Below are 16,286 nucleotides of genomic sequence, written 5' to 3' on the forward strand. Positions count from 1 at the left end.
AGGCGCGGCGGAGGCGAAGCCGTATAAAGGCGGCTCAAAAGCGCCATGAAGGCGACAGGAGCGAAACAAGCGTGACAGAGGTCGTTCAGGGGACGGTTGCGGACGGATACGAGGCCGTCAGGGACGCCTTCATACGCAATTTCGAGGAACGCGGCGAGCGCGGCGCGGCCCTCACCGTGCACCGCCACGGCCGCACGGTCGTCGACCTGTGGGGCGGCACCACCGACCCCGCCGACCCCGAGGCCCCGCCCTGGACGGCGGACACCGCCGTCGTCATCCGCTCCGCCACCAAAGGGCTGGCGGCGGCCGTGCCGCACCTGCTGCACCAGCGCGGCCAGCTCGATCTGGACGCCCCGGTCGGCACGTACTGGCCCCAGTTCAAGGCGGCCGGCAAGGAGCGCGTCCTCGTACGGCATCTCCTCTCGCACCGCGCGGGGCTGCCCGCGCTCCCGGAGCCGCTGACCCCCGAGCAGGCCCTCGACGGCGTCACAGGGCCCCGCACGCTGGCCGCGCAGGCCCCCGCCTGGCAGCCGGGCACCGCGCACGGCTACCACGCGCACACCTACGGCTGGCTGCTGGCAGAGCTGGTGGGGCGCGCGAGCGGCGGTCGCAGCCTGGGGCGCTGGTTCGCCGAGGAGATAGCCACACCCCTCGGGCTCGACCTGTGGATCGGCCTGCCGCCGCACCTCGCCGCGGCGGACGCGCCCGGGGGAACGCAACGCGTGGCCCGGGTCGCGGAGATGACGGCCCCCGCCCCGGAGCCCGGGGCGCTGCGGCTGCGGCCCAAGCGCGCGGTGACCGACGCCTACGCCGACCCGCGCTCCCTCACCCGCCGCGCCTTCGACGCGCTGACGCCGCGCCCCGACGAGAACGACCCCGCCTACCGCGCGGCGGAGCTGCCGGCCGCGAACGGCATCGGCACGGCCCGCTCCCTGTCCGCCTTCTACGCGGCACTCATCGGCACGGGTGCGGGCACGGACACGGGTGCCGGTGCCGGTGCCGGCACCCGCGCCGGCGTGAGCAGGGGCGCCCGGCGGCTGTTCACTCCCGCCACGCTCACCCAGGCCCGCTCGGAGGAGTCCGGCGGGCCCGACCGGGTGCTGATAGTCAACACCAGCTTCGGACTGGGCTACATGCTGCACGGCTCGGCCTGCCCCCTGCTCGGTCCCGGCTCCTTCGGCCATCCCGGCCGGGGCGGTTCGCTGGGCTTCGCCGACCCGGAATCGGGCACCTCGTTCGGCTATGTGACCAACACCCTGCACCGCTCCGTCACCAGCGACCCCCGCACCCAGGCGTTGGTCCGCACCCTGCGCACCGTGGTGCGCTGAGTACCGCTGCGGGGTGGCAGGGGTCGCCCTGTTGTTCACGTGACTGGCTGACTACTCTCGGAACACTGATGTCGTTATCGGGAGTTGGCACAGGATGAGCAAGCGGACCACCTGCCGTACCGCCGCCGCGCTGGCGCTCGCCGGCACGCTTTCCGTCGGTCTGTCCGCCTGTGGCGGGGGCAGCGACGATTCCGGCTCGGGGGAGAAGGAAAAGATCGCGGGCGCGGGCAAGGGCGGCGACGACTCCTCCAAGTCGCCCTCGCCGGGCGAGGGTTCGGAACCGGGCGCGCCGACGTTCGACCTGCCCAGTGATGTCACGTTGAAGTTCGACGTGCCCAAGACCGGCGAGAAGGCGAAGGACGAAGTCCTGCGGGACGTGGTGTATTCGACCCGAGCGAGCCAGGAGGCGTACGGCAAGGGGAGCCCAGGCACGGCGAACATGATCCGTTACTGGAAGCACCCGGCCTTGTCCACCGTTGGCAAGGACGTCAAGCGGGTCCATGACGAGGGGCTGACTATCACCGGCAGATACCTCTACTACGATTTCAAGGTCGCCGACCTTGCGTCGAAAGAGGCCTGGGTGACGTTCTGTGAATCCCAGCGCAACGGATACGGGAAGGAAATCAAGGGCGGGGAGGTCCTTAAGACCAAGCCCACCAAGAAGGATTTCGTGCTCCACACCCTTGGAATTGTGAAGAACGGCAAGGGGGACTGGCAGGCCGTTCAGGTCAAGACCGAGAAGGGGGTGGCGAGATGCGCCCGGTGAGGACCTCGCGACCCGGTGTGGTCGTCGCAGTGCTGGCGGCGTTACTGATCATTCCCCTGGGTGAGGCGCACGGCGGCGACCCCCAGGGCTCGCTCGATTCCACTGAGCGGAAGCCGGACGTCAGTCCGGGCGGCGGTGCCGTCGGTGCCGGTGCCGGGGTCCGGATATCGACGAACGCGCCCGAGGCGGGAAAACCGATGGCACCGGCGCGCGATGTCGCGTGGGAGCCGCCGGCATGCTGGTACAAGCCGATGTGGAAGCCGAAGGAGTACAAGGAAGCGCTGGAATCCTCCAGCCCGCCGGGAGCGGTTCTGGGGGACTATGCGGATGAGTTCTACGCGTACAAGGAGAAGCGGAAGAAGCAGAAGTACAACGTCGGCAAGAAGGGCACCTGGTGGGCGCTCTTCCACGACGGGGACCGTGATCTGAAGGCGGCGGGCTGTCTGGATCTGGAGCCCGATCTGTGGGTGCCGGAGGGCGAGAAGCCGGACGATCCGCATGCACTCAACCCGAAGATCCTCGCCATGATCGCGTACAAGAAGACGCGGCTGCCCGCGCCGCCGGTGAAGCTGAGCCCGGCCACGGACCGGCAGGTCGTCAATCTGGACACCCACGTGTCGTTCAAGGCGCCGCTGGATCGCGTGTGGGTGACCGCGAGCATCGACTATCCGGGTATGGATGTCGCTGCCACCACCGTCGCGACGCCGGCGTCCTTGAAGGTCGACGCCGGAACGGCGGACGCGGATCCGCGCACCTGTACCTATGACCTCACCAAGGCCGACGGCAAGGACGGCTACCGGGTGGACTCGAAGAGCGCGGACTGCAACATCACCTACAAGCGCGCCACCGCCAAGGGGGCGCCGCACACCTTCACCGCGTCCCTGGTCTGGGACGTCACCTGGACCGACTCGGCCGATCCGGACGGCGCGCCCGTCGGTGAACCGGCCCTGCCCGACGGGCAGTCCACCTATGAGCAGCCCGTCACGGTCAAGGAAGTCCAGTCCATCGTCCGCGACTGACGGGCCTGTCCGACGGGCCCCCTCCGCGACTGACGGCCCCGGGCCGCCGAAGGCGGCTCAGGCCGCCGTCACTGTCGCCCCCGGCGCCGGACCCGTGGTGGGGCGGGCGGTGCGGCAGGTGCCGGAGGCCAGCAGCGCCTGTGCCGTACGGGTCGCCGAGTCCGCGTCGTTCATCAAGAACGCGCAGGTCGGGCCCGAGCCGGACACCAGCCCCGCCAGCGCGCCCGCCGCGATGCCCGCCTCCAGGGTCTCGGCCAGTTCGGGCCGCAGGGAGACGGCAGCGGGCTGAAGGTCGTTGTGCAGCGCGGCGGCCAGCGCGTCCGCGTCCCCGGCGCGCAGCGCCTCCAGGAGTTCCTGCGACGGCTCGGGCTCCGGCACGCTCGCGGCGCCGGAGCCCGTACCCGCGGCCTCCCGCAGCCGGTCGCACTCGCGGTAGACCTCGGGCGTCGACAGCCCCCCGTCGGCGACCGCGAAGACCCAGTGGAAGGCGCCGTTCACCTCCAGCGGCGTGAGGATCTCGCCCCGGCCCCGGCCCAGCGCGGCCCCGCCCAGCAGGCTGAAGGGCACGTCGGAGCCCAACTCGGCGCACAGCTCCAGCAGTTCCTCCTTGGGTGTACGCGTCCCCCACAGCGCGTCACACGCCAGCAGGGCGCCCGCCGCGTCCGCGCTGCCGCCCGCCATGCCGCCGGCGACGGGGATGTCCTTGGCGATGTGCAGGTGCACGTCCGGCGCCAGGCCGTGCCGCTGCGCCAGCAGCCGTGCCGCGCGCACCGCGAGGTTGCTGTCGTCCAGCGGGATCTGTGCGGCATCCGGCCCGGAGACCGTCAGACGGGGTGCCTCGGCGCGGGTGGCGCTGACCGAGTCGTAGAGGCCGACGGCCAAGAAGACGTTGGCCAGGCCGTGGAAGCCGTCGGGCCGTACGCCGCCCACCGAGAGCTGGACGTTGACCTTGGCCGGTACGCGGACGGCGACGGTGCTGGTCGCGGCGGGCTGGGTCACGGGGTGTGCTCCTCCTGTGCGGCGGGCTGCGTCACGGGGCGTGACCTTCCTGTGCGGCGGCTGCGGACCGCGGGGCCCGGGCCGCGGATCGCGGGTCCTGGGCTTCCGGGGAGCCCGCGCGGCGCGGGCCCCGCTCGGCGATGGCGGCGAACTCCGCGACCGTCAGCGACTCGCCGCGCGCCTTGGGGGAGACGCCCGCCGCGAGCAGCGCCTCCTCGGCCGCCGCGCCCGACCCGGCCCACCCGGCGAGCGCGGCGCGCAGCGTCTTGCGCCGCTGTGCGAAGGCCGCGTCCACGACGGCGAAGACCTCCTCGCGGCTCGCGCCGGTCTCGGGCGGACGGGGCCTGCGCACCAGCGAGACCAGCCCGGAGTCGACGTTCGGCGCGGGCCAGAAGACGTTCCGTCCGATGGCGCCGGCGCGCTTGACCTCGCAGTACCAGGCGGCCTTCACCGAGGGCACGCCGTACACCTTCGAGCCCGGCGGCGCCGCCAGCCGGTCGGCGACCTCCGACTGCACCATCACCAGCGTGCGCTCGATGCTGGGGAACGTCGCCAGCATGTGCAGCAGCACCGGAACGGCCACGTTGTAGGGGAGGTTGGCCACCAGCGCGGTCGGCGCCTGCCCCGGCAGCCGCGTCACCCGGAGGGCGTCCTCGTGCACGAGTGAGAACCGCCCGGCGCGCTCGGGCACGCGGGCCTCGACCGTCGCGGGCAGCGCGGCGGCGAGGACGTCGTCGATCTCCACGGCGGTCACCCGCTCCGCGGTCTCCAGCAGCGCCAGTGTGAGCGAGCCCAGCCCGGGACCGATCTCCAGCACGACGTCGTCGGGCCGGACCCCGGCCGTGCGCACGATCCTGCGCACCGTGTTGGGGTCGATGACGAAGTTCTGGCCGCGCTGCTTGGTGGGGCGCACCCCCAGGGCTCCGGCCAGCTCACGGACGTCGGCGGGTCCCAGAAGGGCACCGGTGCCGGCGGATCCGGCGGCGGCCGAGGGGTCGGAAGGGAGCTCGGAAGGGAGCTCGGAGGAGGGCCCGGAAAGGGACTCGGAGGACAGATCGGACGACGGATCGGAAGGTGGGTCGGGAGGTTGCTCGGAAGGGGCGGGGCTCACCGCGACAGTTTACGGCCGCACACCGGCCACGGACTCGCCCCCCGCTTCACGTAGAGCTTCTTCGCGCGCAGCGTCTGCTCCCCGGCCGGTGCGTCCTGCGGGCGCCCGCTCCCGCCGAGGCTGTGCCAGGTGTGGGTGTCGAACTGGTACAGCCCTCCGTAGGTGCCCGTCGAGTCCACCGCGCCGGGCCTGCCGCCGGACTCGCACTGCGCCAGGTCCTGCCAGTTGAGCCCCTCGGCGCCCCGCACGGCCTCGGGCAGCTTCTTGGTGCCGACCTTGATGATCTGCGTCTGCGGCGCGCGGATCAGCTCGCTGCCGGTCCTGCGCGGGTGCTGCTCGACGCCGTTGACGGTGCGCAGCTCGAAGGTGACCTTCCGCAGGCCCGTCCTGCCCTGCCGCGCGACGACCTCCGTGCCCTCCTGGAGGTCCGGGTCATCACGGCGCACCGTGCGGAAGGGGATGCGCTCCTCGCGGGTCTGCTCGCTGCCCGTGATGCGCATGACCGTGATGGTCTGCCCGTCGCGCGGAAAGCTGGGGAGGGGCACGGAGGCGGTGTCCTCGTCGCGCAGCTCGATCCCGGCGTCGTCGAGCGCGTCCCCGACGGTCGCCGCGTTGGTGCGCACCTGCTGCTCACGGCTGTCGACCAGGAACGTGAGGGTCCGCTCCGTCCACACCTCCAGCTGCCTGCCGCTGCGGGGGATCGGCGCGGAGCGCGGAGTGGAGATCCGCGCGCCCTCGGCGCGTACCCCCAGCTCGCGCAGCGCGCCGCCCACCGTGTCCGCCGTCGCCCACACCTGGCGGCGGTGCCCGTCGAGGGTGAGCGCGAGCGGGCGCCCGTAGCGGACGGCGACCTCGTCGCCGTGGGTCAGCCGCGCGGCCCTGCCCGGCAGCACCGTGTCATGGCCGCCCAGCCGCACGCCCTCGTCCTCCAGCAGCTCCGTCACATCGCCCGCGAAGGTGTGCAGGGTGCGCCGCTGGCCGTCCACCTCCAGCTCAACAGCCTTGTCGTAGGCGACAAAAGCCGAGGTGCCGCCCGCGAGGAACGCCACCACCAGCGCCTGGGGCAGCAGTTTGCGCAGCAGGTCGCCCTGCCCGCCCCTCCTGCGCCGCCGCCGCGCGGCGGCCCGCCGCCCCGGGGACCGCCGCGCGGCGGCCCGCCCCCCGCGCTGCTCGGGCACCCACGCGGGGGGCTGCGCGACCACGGGGGTCTCATACGCCACGGGCTTGCCGTACGCGCCGGGCTCCCCGTACGCGGCCGGCTCCCCATATGCCGCCGGCTCCCCGTACGCGGCGGGTTCCCCATATGTGGGGGATCCGTCGTACGCGGCGGGTCCCCCGTACGTGGCGGCCTCCCCGTACGTGACGGGAACGTCGTAGCGCGTATCGCCCCCGTAAGTCCCGTCTCCGTAAGTCCCGCCCCCATGAGTCCCGTGCGGCTCGTACCCGTATGGCTCGTACCCGTATGGCTCATACCCGTACTGCTCATACCCGTACGGGGCCTGCGAAGGAAAAGGCGAAGAGGGTGAAGGGGGTTGCGCCGTCGGCGACTGGCTCACACGTACTCCCAGCGGTCCGGCCTGAGTGAGCCTGTAGGACAGGCCCGCCGGGCGGGGACTGTAGCGGAGCTTTCGTCACTCTCCCAAGCCGGTCGACCACGCTGTGTCGCGGCGGCTACCCGGCGCGCGGGGCGCGGTGGCCGGAAGCCTCAGTAGCCGAACGCGCGCGCCGTGTTGGCGGCCACGTGCCTGGCCAGCGACTCCTCCGTCATGCCCTTGGTCTCGGCCATCGCGCGCAACGTGACCGGAATCAGATAGGGCGCGTTGGGCCGACCGCGGTAGGGCGCGGGCGTCAGGAACGGCGCGTCGGTCTCCACGAGCACCAGCTCCGGCGGCGCGACCGAGAGCGCGTCGCGCAGCGGCTGGGCGTTCTTGAACGTGACGTTCCCCGCGAAGGACATGAACCAGCCCTTCGCCGCGCACAGTTGTGCCATCTCCGCGTCGCCCGAATAGCAGTGGAAGACGGTCCGTTCGGGCGCGCCTTCCTCCTCCAGGACGCGCAGCACGTCCTCGTGCGCCTCCCGGTCGTGGATGACCAGCGCCTTGTCCAGCCGCTTGGCCAGCTCGATGTGCGCGCGGAACGAGCGCTGCTGGGCCTCGACGCCCTCGGGCCCGGTGCGGAAGTAGTCCAGGCCGCTCTCGCCGACGGCCAGCACCTGGGGCAGCGCGGCGAGCTTCTCGATGCCGGCCAGCGCCTCGTCCAGCAGACCGGCGCCGCCCTCGGCGGCCAGCCGCGGTGCCTCGTTCGGGTGCAGCGCGACCGCCGCCCACACGTTCTCGTGGTCGGCGGCCACCTGCGCGGCCCAGCGCGAGCGCTCCAGGTCGCAGCCGACCTGGACGACCGTCGTCACCCCCACGGAGGAGGCCGCGGCCAGCGCCTCGGCGACGGAGGGCTCCTGCATGTCGAGATGGGTGTGGGAGTCCGCGACCGGCACCGCGAGCGGCTCGGGCAGCGGGGGCGCCACCTCGGCGCGCGCCCGCCGCTCGATCCGCTCCGGCCTGTGGGGCCGTTCGGGCTCGGCGGGCCCGTCGGACCTGTCGGCCCTGGCGGGCTCGTCGGGCTGGCGGGACCCGTCGGGCCCCTCGGTCGCGGAAGTCGGCATGCCCGCGATGATAAATCGCGGCCAGGAGCCGTTACGCCGCGCCCCTTGCGCGACGCCTTTGCACTGCGCCCTCGTATGGCGCCCGGTATCCCGCTCGTACCGCGCTCATAACGCCGCGCCGGTTATTCAGTGGTGCGGAAGGGCGGCCGTCGCCGTGGAGACGGAGCCGGAGCGCATGATCCGCACCGCGTGCCCGTCGCAATAGTCACAGGTGGGCCTGGTGAGGGGGGAGGGGACGCGTTCACCGTTCGCGTAATACACGACCAACGGCTTGCCGTCGGCATATTCGCGGTGCGCTATCTCGTATTCCTGCTCCCACCCGTGCCCGCACTTCATGCAGGCGAAGGAATATGCCTCGTGGACCGTGTTCTGGGTGGTCCCGGCGTTCGTGCTCATGCCGCTGTCGTGCTTCATCGCAGCTCCTTTCCCTGGGCGAGGACGCCCACTGACAGTGGACTCCTCCGCCACGGGAAACGCAGCAGCTGTTCCCTGCTGTTGAGGGAGATTTTGTTCCGGCGTCAACCTGGAGGCCGTCAGCGAGGCCTTCTCTTTGCCTTTTCGCGTGACTCCTTTACCCGGCCGATACTGGATCGGGAGATACGCGGGCCGGGCCCGGCGGGATACTCTCGAGCCCTCCGGATGCGCACCCGTCAAGAAGGCGTTAAGAATTCGCTTTCTTTCCGGCTACAACGGCGTCGAATACCTCCCGCTTGGGCACCGACGCCTCCCGCGCGACCTCCGCGATGGCCTCCTTGCGGCGCTCGCCCGCCTCCTCGCGTACCGCGACCCGGCGCGCCAGCTCCGCCGCGTCCAGCTCGCCCGGATCCGGCGCGTCGGCGCCCCGCACGACGACGGTGATCTCGCCGCGCACCCCCTCGGCGGCCCACACCGCCAGCTCCTGGAGAGGGCCGCGCTTGACCTGTTCGTAGGTCTTGGTCAGCTCCCGGCACACCGCTGCCTCGCGTCCCGGGCCGAAGGCCTCGGCCATCGCGAGCAGCGCGGCCTCCAGGCGGTGCGGCGACTCGAAGTACACCAGCGTGCGCCGCTCGCCGGCCGCCTCGCGCAGCCTGCTGAGGCGCTCGCCCTGTTTGCGCGGCAAGAAGCCCTCGAAGCAGAAGCGGTCCACGGGCAGCCCGGAGACCGCTAGAGCCGTCAGCACCGCCGAGGGCCCCGGCACCGCCGTGACCCGCACCCCGCGCTCCACGGCGGCGGCCACCAGCCGGTAGCCGGGGTCCGAGACGGACGGCATGCCCGCGTCGGTCACCAGCACCACGCGCGCGCCGCCCGCCAGCGCCTCGGCCAGCTCCGGGGTGCGCGCCGACTCGTTGCCCTCGAAGTACGACACGATCCGGCCCGGGGGCTCGACGCCCAGCGCCTGCGTCAGACGGCGCAGCCGACGCGTGTCCTCGGCCGCGACGAGGTCCGCCGCGGCCAGTTCGGCCGCGAGCCGCGGCGGGGCGTCGGAGGGGTCGCCGATGGGTGTCCCGGCCAAAACGAGCGTTCCAGTCACCCGCCCATCCTCGCAGCGGCGGCCGGGCGTCCGCGCACGGCGCCCCCCGCTATCCCTACGATGTCCCGCGTGACGACCAGTGACACCGTGGTGGACGCCCGGCAACCGCAAGGCGGCCCAGACAGCCTGCCCACATGGCAGGTCCGCCTGCGTCGGTTCGGGTATGCGCCCAGGCGCCGCCCGGGCCTGCGGGAGCGGCTCGTACCGCCCTTCCCCAAGCCGGAGCCCCGTCTGGCGGCGGTCTTCGGGCTGGGCCCCGAGACGGCGGCGCGGCTCGCCCGCTGGGCCGCGTGGGGCGGGCCCCTGCTGGTCGCGCTGGTCGCCGGGGTGCTGCGCTTCTGGCAACTGGGTTCGCCGCACGCCGTGATATTCGATGAGACGTACTACGCCAAGGACGCCTGGTCGCTGCTCCACCAGGGATACGAGGGCACCTGGCCGGACAAGGCCAACGACCGGATCCTCGCCGACCCGCAGCACATCCCCCTGTCCGAGCGGGGCTCGTACGTCGTCCACCCGCCCGTCGGAAAGTGGATCATCGCGCTCGGCGAGGGGCTGTTCGGGCTGCACCCCTTCGGCTGGCGGTTCATGATGGCCGTGCTCGGCACCCTGTCGGTGCTGATGCTGTGCCGTATCGGCCGCCGGCTCTTCCGTTCGACGGCGCTGGGCTGCCTGGCGGGCGGTCTGATGGCCGTCGACGGGCTGCACTTCGTGATGAGCCGCACGGCGCTGCTGGACCTGGCGTTGATGTTCTGGGTGCTGGCGGCCTTCGGCGCTCTGCTCGTGGACCGCGACAAGACCCGCGCCCGGCTGGCCGCCAGACTGCCCCGCCGGGACACCGAAGCGGGGCCCGGCACCGGCGACGTGCTGACCGACGCCCTCGTCGGGGACCGCGCCGGACTGGGCTGGCGCCCCTGGCGGCTGCTGGCCGGGCTGTGCCTGGGCCTGGGCTTCGCCACCAAGTGGAACGGCCTGTACATGCTGGCCGCCTTCGGCATCCTCACCGTCTTGTGGGACATGGGCGCACGCCGTACCGCCGGAGCCGCACGCCCCTTCGTCGCCGTGCTCCGCAAGGACGCGCTGCCCGCCTTCGTCTCCTTGCCGATCGTGGCGCTCGGCACCTATGTGGCGTCCTGGAGCGGCTGGTTCGCCACCTCCGGCGGCTACTTCAGGGACTGGGCGGACAAACAGGGCGCCGCGGGCTCCTGGGCCGCCTGGCTGCCGGGACCGCTGCGCAGCCTGTGGCACTACGAGCACGAGGTCTACGAGTTCCACGTCAACCTCACCTCGGGGCACACCTACCAGTCCAACCCGTGGAGCTGGCTGGTCCTGGGCCGTCCCGTCTCCTACTTCTACGAGTCGCCCAAGGTGGGCAAGGACGGCTGCACCGACCAGGCCGAGGGCTGCGCGCGCGAAGTGCTCGCGCTGGGCACCCCGTTGCTGTGGTGGGTCGGCTGTCTGGCGCTGCTCTACGTCCTCTACCGCTGGTTCTTCCGCCGCGACTGGCGCGCCGGCGGGATCCTGTGCGGGGTGGCGGCGGGCTATCTGCCCTGGTTCATGTACCAGGAGCGGACCATCTTCCTGTTCTACGCCGTGGTGTTCCTCCCGTTCGTATGTCTCGCCCTGGCGATGGCGGCCGGAGCGCTCGCCGGGCCACCGGGCTCCAGCGACAGACGGCGCATGGTGGGCGTGGTCGCGGTGGGGGTCGTCGGGCTGCTCATCGTGTGGAACTTCATCTATTTCTGGCCCATTTACACCGGCCAGACGATCCCGATGTCCGAGTGGCGGCACCGGATGTGGTTCGACACCTGGATCTGAAGGCCCGGGTCCGCCACCGGGATTCGAGGCGCGGCGCCCCGCTCCCACCGGCCCTCAAGATCGCGTTTCGGACACAAAGCCGGATTCTGGAACCGTTCGTACCGCGCGGTTCGTCTGCCCCTTAAGCCACAGGAGTCCGGCTACCGCACCCGAGCGGTTCCACTCCTGGGCTCAAACCCCCAAAACCGGTGAATCCTGGATTCCTCATCTCCGGAAAAGGGGGCTCAACGGGCATACCGGGACACGGGTCATCAGGGTCGTGCTCTAGGGTGCCTCGCAACAGGACCTCGGCCCGCATCGGGCGAGGCGGGGTGGAGGGGCAGAATTCGGATGCGCGACTCTCAGAAGATGGCCGTGATCGGCGGGGTGGCCGCCGTCGTCGTCGGGCTCACCGGCGTCGGCGTCTACGCCCTCGTCGGCAGCGACGACGACAAGGGCGACGGCAGCGTCACCGCGGCCGGGGAGGGCAAGGCGCCGAGCCAGATCAAGAAGGGCCCGCTCAGCGCGGCCGAAGTCCGCACGGCCGGCAAGCAGTTCCTCGGCGCCTGGTCCGGCGGCGACACGAAGAAGGCCGCCCGCCTCACGGACGACGCCGACGCCGCGGCCAAGGCCCTCGCCGGCTTCCGTTCCAAGGGCCACATGAAAAAGGTCGCCCTCACCCCGCACGCCGCCGAGGGCGAGAAGGTGCCCTTCGCCCTCACCGCTCGGATCGCCTACAAGCAGAAGAGCTCCGCCCTGTCCTACGCCTCCTCGATGGAGATCGTGCGCGACAAGAAGACCGGCGAGCCGGTCGTCGACTGGAAGCCCTCCGTGCTGCACCCCAAGCTCAAGGCCGGGCAGACCATCAAGACCGACCAGTCGGGCACCCCGCCCATCAAGGCGGTCGACCGCGACGGCACCCCGATCAGCAAGGCCGACCACCCCTCGCTGGCCGGCGTCATGGCCGACGTGGGCAAGCGCTACGGCGACAAGACCGACGGCTCCTCCGGTGTGCAGACCCGCATCGTCGACGCCAAGGGCAAGAACCAGGCGATACTGCGCCAGTTGTCCAAGCCGACCCCCGGCGAGCTGAAGACCACCATCGACAGCAAGGTGCAGACGGCGGCCGAGGCAGCCGTGCGCGGCAAGCCGAAGGCGTCGGTCGTCGCCGTCAAGCCCAGCACCGGCGAGATCCTCGCCATCGCCAACTCCCCGTCGAGCGGCTTCAACAGCGCGCTGCAAGGCTCCCTCGCCCCCGGCTCCACCATGAAGGTGATCACCGGCGCGATGCTGCTGGACAAGGGCCTGGCCTCGCCCGGCAGGGCGCACCCGTGCCCGAAGTACTTCACGCACGGCGGCTTCAAGTTCCAGAACGACGACAAGTTCGACATCAAGGGCGGCACCTTCTCGCAGAGCTTCGCGCGCTCCTGCAACACCGCGTTCATCTCCCAGGCCCCCAAGCTGAAGAACGACGACCTCACCAAGGAGGCGCGGGACGTCTTCGGCATCGGCCTGAACTGGAAGTCCGGCATGGGCACGTTCGACGGCAGTGTGCCGGTGCAGTCCGGCGCGCAGATGGGGGCCTCGCTCATCGGCCAGGGGGCCGTGCGGATGAACCCGCTCACCATGGCGTCCGTTTCCGCGACGGTGCAGAGCGGCAGCTTCAAGCAGCCGGTGCTCGTGCCCGCCTCGCTGGACGACCGCAAGCTGGCCAAGGCCTCGCGCACGATGAAGCCGCAGGTCAACAAGGACCTCAAGTCCCTGATGAAGACCACGTCGATCAGCGGCACCGCGGTCGAGGCCATGAAGGGGCTCAGCGGCGACTTCGGCGCCAAGACCGGCTCGGCGGAGGTCGACGGCCAGAAGAAGCCGAACGCCTGGTTCACCGCGTACCACGGTGATCTCGCCTCGGCGGCTGTCGTCCCGGCGTCGGGTCACGGCGCCGACAACGCGGGCCCGGTCGTCCGCAAGGTGCTCGACGCCGCGGGCTGAGCCCGCTTCTCGCTCCTTTCGGGGGCGTCTCCCGGCTTCGGCCGGGAGGCGCCCCCGACGCGATCGCCCGAACGGGAGCGTGAGCAGGGGCACAGCCCCACGGGTTCACCGGGCGGTAGCGTCCCGTTCATGACACAACCCACCACCGCCCGCCCCCGCTTCGCGGAAGCCCCCGTCGCTCCCGGGCCCGACGGCGGCACCCTCGTGGAGATGCGGGAGGCGACCGCCTCCGGTGCCCGGTGACCCCCATAGTCGTCGCCGCGGTCCTGGTCGCGGCGCTCACCCACGCGAGCTGGAACGCCGTCGCGCACGGCATACGGGACCAACTGCTCGCCTTCACCCTCGTCGGGGGCGGCGGCACCCTCTGCGGGGCGCTCCTGGCCTGCTTCGCGCCCCTGCCCGCCGCCGGGGCCTGGCCCGCGCTGCTGGCCTCTGTGGTGCTGCACATCGTCTACCAGATGCTGCTCATGCGCTCCTTCCAGATGGGGGAGTTCGGGCAGATGTATCCGATCGCGCGGGGTACGGCGCCGCTCGTCGTCACCGTGCTGGCCGCCGTCTTCGTGCACGAGATGCCCGACGTCTGGCAGCTCGCGGGCGTGCTGCTGAGCTCCGCCGGGCTCGTGGGCGTCGCGCTGTGGGGGCTGCGCGGACGGCGGGAGAGCGGCGGGCCCTCGCAGGCGCCCGCGCTGATCGCCGCCGTGTGCACCGGGCTCGCCATCGCCTCGTACACCGTCGTGGACGGAGTGGGCGTACGGGCCTCGGGCACCCCGCTCGGCTACATCGCGTGGCTGATGATCCTGGAGGGGCTCGCCATTCCCGGCTACGCGCTCGCCACCCGGCGCGGTGAGCTGGTGGCCCAGCTGCGGCCCATCGCCGTGCGGGGCCTGCTGGGGGGCGCGCTGTCGGTGGTGGCCTACGGGCTCGTGCTGTGGGCGCAGACCCGCGCGCCGCTCGCGCCGGTGGCGGCGCTGCGGGAGTCCTCGATCATCGCGGGGGCCGCCATAGGCGCGCTCTTCTTCAAGGAGCGCTTCGGCTGGCCGCGTACGGCGGCCTCGGTGCTCATGGTCGGGGGCATCGCGCTGATGCTCCACGGCGGCTGAGCCCCGCCGCACGGCAGCCGAGGCCCGCCGCACGGCGCGGAGCCGTCCCGTGGGGAGCCCGCCCGGGAACGCCTGGGAGCCCGGGGGAACCCCGTGGGAAACGGGCCCCTCCGCACGGGGCTACCCTGGGAGGCTGCCCCCTACAGGAGTGAGATGGCTGTCAATCTCGTCAATCTGGAAGCCGTCGACAAGGTGCACGGCACCCGCGCTCTTCTCGACGCCGTCTCGCTCGGCGTCAGCGAAGGCGACAGGATCGGCGTCGTGGGCCGGAACGGCGACGGCAAGACCACGCTCATCCAGGTCCTGTCCCGCCTGGAGGAGCCGGACAAGGGCCGGGTGACGCACGCGGGCGGCCTGCGCCTGGCGGTGCTGGCCCAGCACGACGCGCTCGACCCGACGGCGACCGTCCGGCACGAGGTCATCGGCGACATGGCCGACCACGAGTGGGCGGGCAACGCCAAGATCCGCGACGTGCTCACCGGGCTGTTCGGCGGCCTGGAGCTGCCCGGCTTCCCGCAGGGCCTGGACACCGTGATCGGCCCCCTCTCCGGAGGGGAGCGCCGCCGTATCGCGCTGGCCAAGCTGCTGATCGGCGAGCAGGACCTGATCGTGCTGGACGAGCCGACCAACCACCTCGACGTCGAGGGGATCTCCTGGCTCGCCGGTCATCTGCGCACCCGCCGCTCGGCGCTGGTGTGCGTGACGCACGACCGCTGGTTCCTGGACCAGGTGGCGACCCGGATGTGGGACGTGCAGCGCGGCGCGGTGCACGAGTACGAGGGCGGCTACTCCGACTACGTCTTCGCGCGCGCCGAGCGCGAGCGCATCGCAGCGCAGGAGGAGTCCAAGCGGCAGAACCTCATGCGCAAGGAGCTGGCCTGGCTGCGGCGCGGCGCCCCGGCGCGGACGAGCAAGCCGCGCTTCCGTATCGAGGCGGCGAACGAGCTGATCGAGGGCGAGCCGCCGCCGCGCGACACCGCCGAGCTGATGGCGTTCGCCAACTCGCGCCTGGGCAAGACCGTCTTCGACCTGGAGGACGTGACAGTACGGGCCGGTACGAAGGACTTGCTCAAGCACCTGACGTGGCAGCTCGGTCCGGGTGACCGCGTCGCCCTCGTCGGGGTCAACGGCGCGGGCAAGACCTCGCTGCTGCGGGCCCTGGCCGATACCGCGCGCACCGGCGGCGAGGTGGCCTCACCGCTGGTGACCGCCGGACGCGTCAAGGTCGGCAAGACGGTGAAGCTCGCCTACCTCTCGCAGGAGGTCGCCGAACTGAAGCCGACGCTGCGCGTGCTGGAGGCGGTCGAGGCCGTGCGCTCGCGGGTCGACCTGGGCAAGGGGCGCGAGATGACGGCCTCACAGCTGTGCGAGAAGTTCGGCTTCGTCAAGGAGAAGCAGTGGACGCCGGTCGGCGACCTGTCGGGCGGTGAGCGGCGGCGGCTACAGATCCTGCGGCTGCTGATGGACGAGCCGAACGTGCTGTTCCTGGACGAGCCCACCAACGACCTGGACATCGAGACCCTGACCCAGCTGGAGGACCTGCTGGACGGCTGGGCCGGATCGCTGGTGGTCATCTCGCACGACCGGTACTTCGTGGAGCGCACCACCGACCAGGCCTACGCGCTGCTGGGCGACGCCACGCTGCGGATGCTGCCGCGCGGCATCGACGAGTATCTGGAGCGCAGGGCGCGGGTGGCGGCCCGCGAGCAGGCCCCGGCGCGCGCGGCGTCGCCGTCGGCCTCGGCCTCGTCGTCCGCCCCCTCCGCTCCCTCTTCGCCGGCCTCGGGCTCCTCGCTGTCGCGGGCCGCGCAGAAGGAGATGCAGCGCATCGAGCGCCAGTTGGAGAAGGCCGAGCAGCGCGAGGCCGGGCTGCACTCCCAAATGGCCGAGCACGCCACGGACTTCGAGCGGGTGGCCGAACTGGACGCCGAACTGCGCGAGGTGCGCGGGCGCCGGGAGGAGTTGGAGCTGCGCTGGCTGGAGCTGGCCGAGGCGGACGGGGCCTGAG

Annotated in this window: 13 protein-coding genes; 7 read left to right on the forward strand and 6 right to left on the reverse strand. The window is 72.0% G+C overall.

Annotation, left to right across the window (positions count from 1 at the left end; all coding sequences use genetic code 11):
* Positions 1 to 71: 71 nt before the first annotated feature.
* The 3 genes from OHB04_RS24630 to OHB04_RS24640 all read left to right on the forward strand — a co-directional run bounded on the left by OHB04_RS24630 (position 72) and on the right by OHB04_RS24640 (position 3,113).
* Positions 72 to 1,328: a serine hydrolase domain-containing protein gene (locus tag OHB04_RS24630; protein WP_326808325.1), complete on the forward strand. Its 1,257-nt coding sequence runs from the start codon at positions 72 to 74 to the stop codon at positions 1,326 to 1,328.
* Positions 1,329 to 1,422: 94 nt separating this feature from the next.
* The gene (locus OHB04_RS24635) at positions 1,423 to 2,094 is read left to right on the forward strand and encodes a hypothetical protein (protein WP_326808326.1); all 672 of its coding nucleotides are present in this window, start codon (positions 1,423 to 1,425) and stop codon (positions 2,092 to 2,094) included.
* On the forward strand, positions 2,091 to 3,113 hold the full coding sequence (locus tag OHB04_RS24640; RefSeq protein ID WP_326808327.1) for a hypothetical protein: 1,023 nt from the start codon (positions 2,091 to 2,093) through the stop codon (positions 3,111 to 3,113). Before OHB04_RS24635 ends, OHB04_RS24640 begins: the two co-directional genes overlap by 4 nt.
* Positions 3,114 to 3,170: 57 nt before the next feature.
* Here the strand turns inward: OHB04_RS24640 and OHB04_RS24645 are convergent, their stop codons facing one another.
* From OHB04_RS24645 to rsmI, 6 genes are all read right to left on the reverse strand, one after another.
* Complete coding sequence (locus OHB04_RS24645) at positions 3,171 to 4,112, reverse strand: 4-(cytidine 5'-diphospho)-2-C-methyl-D-erythritol kinase (protein WP_326689833.1); 942 nt, start codon at positions 4,110 to 4,112, stop codon at positions 3,171 to 3,173.
* 31 nt (positions 4,113 to 4,143) lie between these two features.
* Positions 4,144 to 5,067: a 16S rRNA (adenine(1518)-N(6)/adenine(1519)-N(6))-dimethyltransferase RsmA gene (gene rsmA / locus OHB04_RS24650; protein WP_326692881.1), complete on the reverse strand. Its 924-nt coding sequence runs from the start codon at positions 5,065 to 5,067 to the stop codon at positions 4,144 to 4,146.
* Between the two features lie 152 nt (positions 5,068 to 5,219).
* Entirely contained in the window at positions 5,220 to 6,791 is a 1,572-nt protein-coding gene (locus OHB04_RS24655; protein ID WP_326809513.1) for a ubiquitin-like domain-containing protein, read from the reverse strand.
* Between the two features lie 137 nt (positions 6,792 to 6,928).
* The gene (locus tag OHB04_RS24660) at positions 6,929 to 7,882 is read right to left on the reverse strand and encodes a TatD family hydrolase (RefSeq protein ID WP_405804020.1); all 954 of its coding nucleotides are present in this window, start codon (positions 7,880 to 7,882) and stop codon (positions 6,929 to 6,931) included.
* A gap of 126 nt (positions 7,883 to 8,008) precedes the next feature.
* Positions 8,009 to 8,296: a hypothetical protein gene (locus OHB04_RS24665; RefSeq protein ID WP_326689835.1), complete on the reverse strand. Its 288-nt coding sequence runs from the start codon at positions 8,294 to 8,296 to the stop codon at positions 8,009 to 8,011.
* A 247-nt stretch (positions 8,297 to 8,543) separates the two neighbouring features.
* Complete coding sequence (rsmI, locus tag OHB04_RS24670) at positions 8,544 to 9,392, reverse strand: 16S rRNA (cytidine(1402)-2'-O)-methyltransferase (RefSeq protein ID WP_326808328.1); 849 nt, start codon at positions 9,390 to 9,392, stop codon at positions 8,544 to 8,546.
* A gap of 60 nt (positions 9,393 to 9,452) precedes the next feature.
* On the opposite strand from rsmI, the gene OHB04_RS24675 reads away from it, so the two are divergent.
* From OHB04_RS24675 to OHB04_RS24690, 4 genes are all read left to right on the forward strand, one after another.
* On the forward strand, positions 9,453 to 11,207 hold the full coding sequence (locus OHB04_RS24675; protein ID WP_326808329.1) for a dolichyl-phosphate-mannose--protein mannosyltransferase: 1,755 nt from the start codon (positions 9,453 to 9,455) through the stop codon (positions 11,205 to 11,207).
* 330 nt (positions 11,208 to 11,537) lie between these two features.
* Positions 11,538 to 13,178 (forward strand): penicillin-binding transpeptidase domain-containing protein, encoded by a 1,641-nt coding sequence (locus OHB04_RS24680; RefSeq protein WP_326689838.1) that lies wholly within the window; start codon positions 11,538 to 11,540, stop codon positions 13,176 to 13,178.
* Positions 13,179 to 13,417: 239 nt separating this feature from the next.
* Complete coding sequence (locus OHB04_RS24685; protein WP_326689839.1) at positions 13,418 to 14,278, forward strand: DMT family transporter; 861 nt, start codon at positions 13,418 to 13,420, stop codon at positions 14,276 to 14,278.
* A gap of 153 nt (positions 14,279 to 14,431) precedes the next feature.
* Complete coding sequence (locus OHB04_RS24690) at positions 14,432 to 16,285, forward strand: ABC-F family ATP-binding cassette domain-containing protein (protein WP_326689840.1); 1,854 nt, start codon at positions 14,432 to 14,434, stop codon at positions 16,283 to 16,285.
* Position 16,286: the final 1 nt, after the last annotated feature.

This window comes from Streptomyces sp. NBC_01775 (assembly GCF_035917675.1).
Taxonomy (GTDB): Bacteria; Actinomycetota; Actinomycetes; order Streptomycetales; family Streptomycetaceae; genus Streptomyces.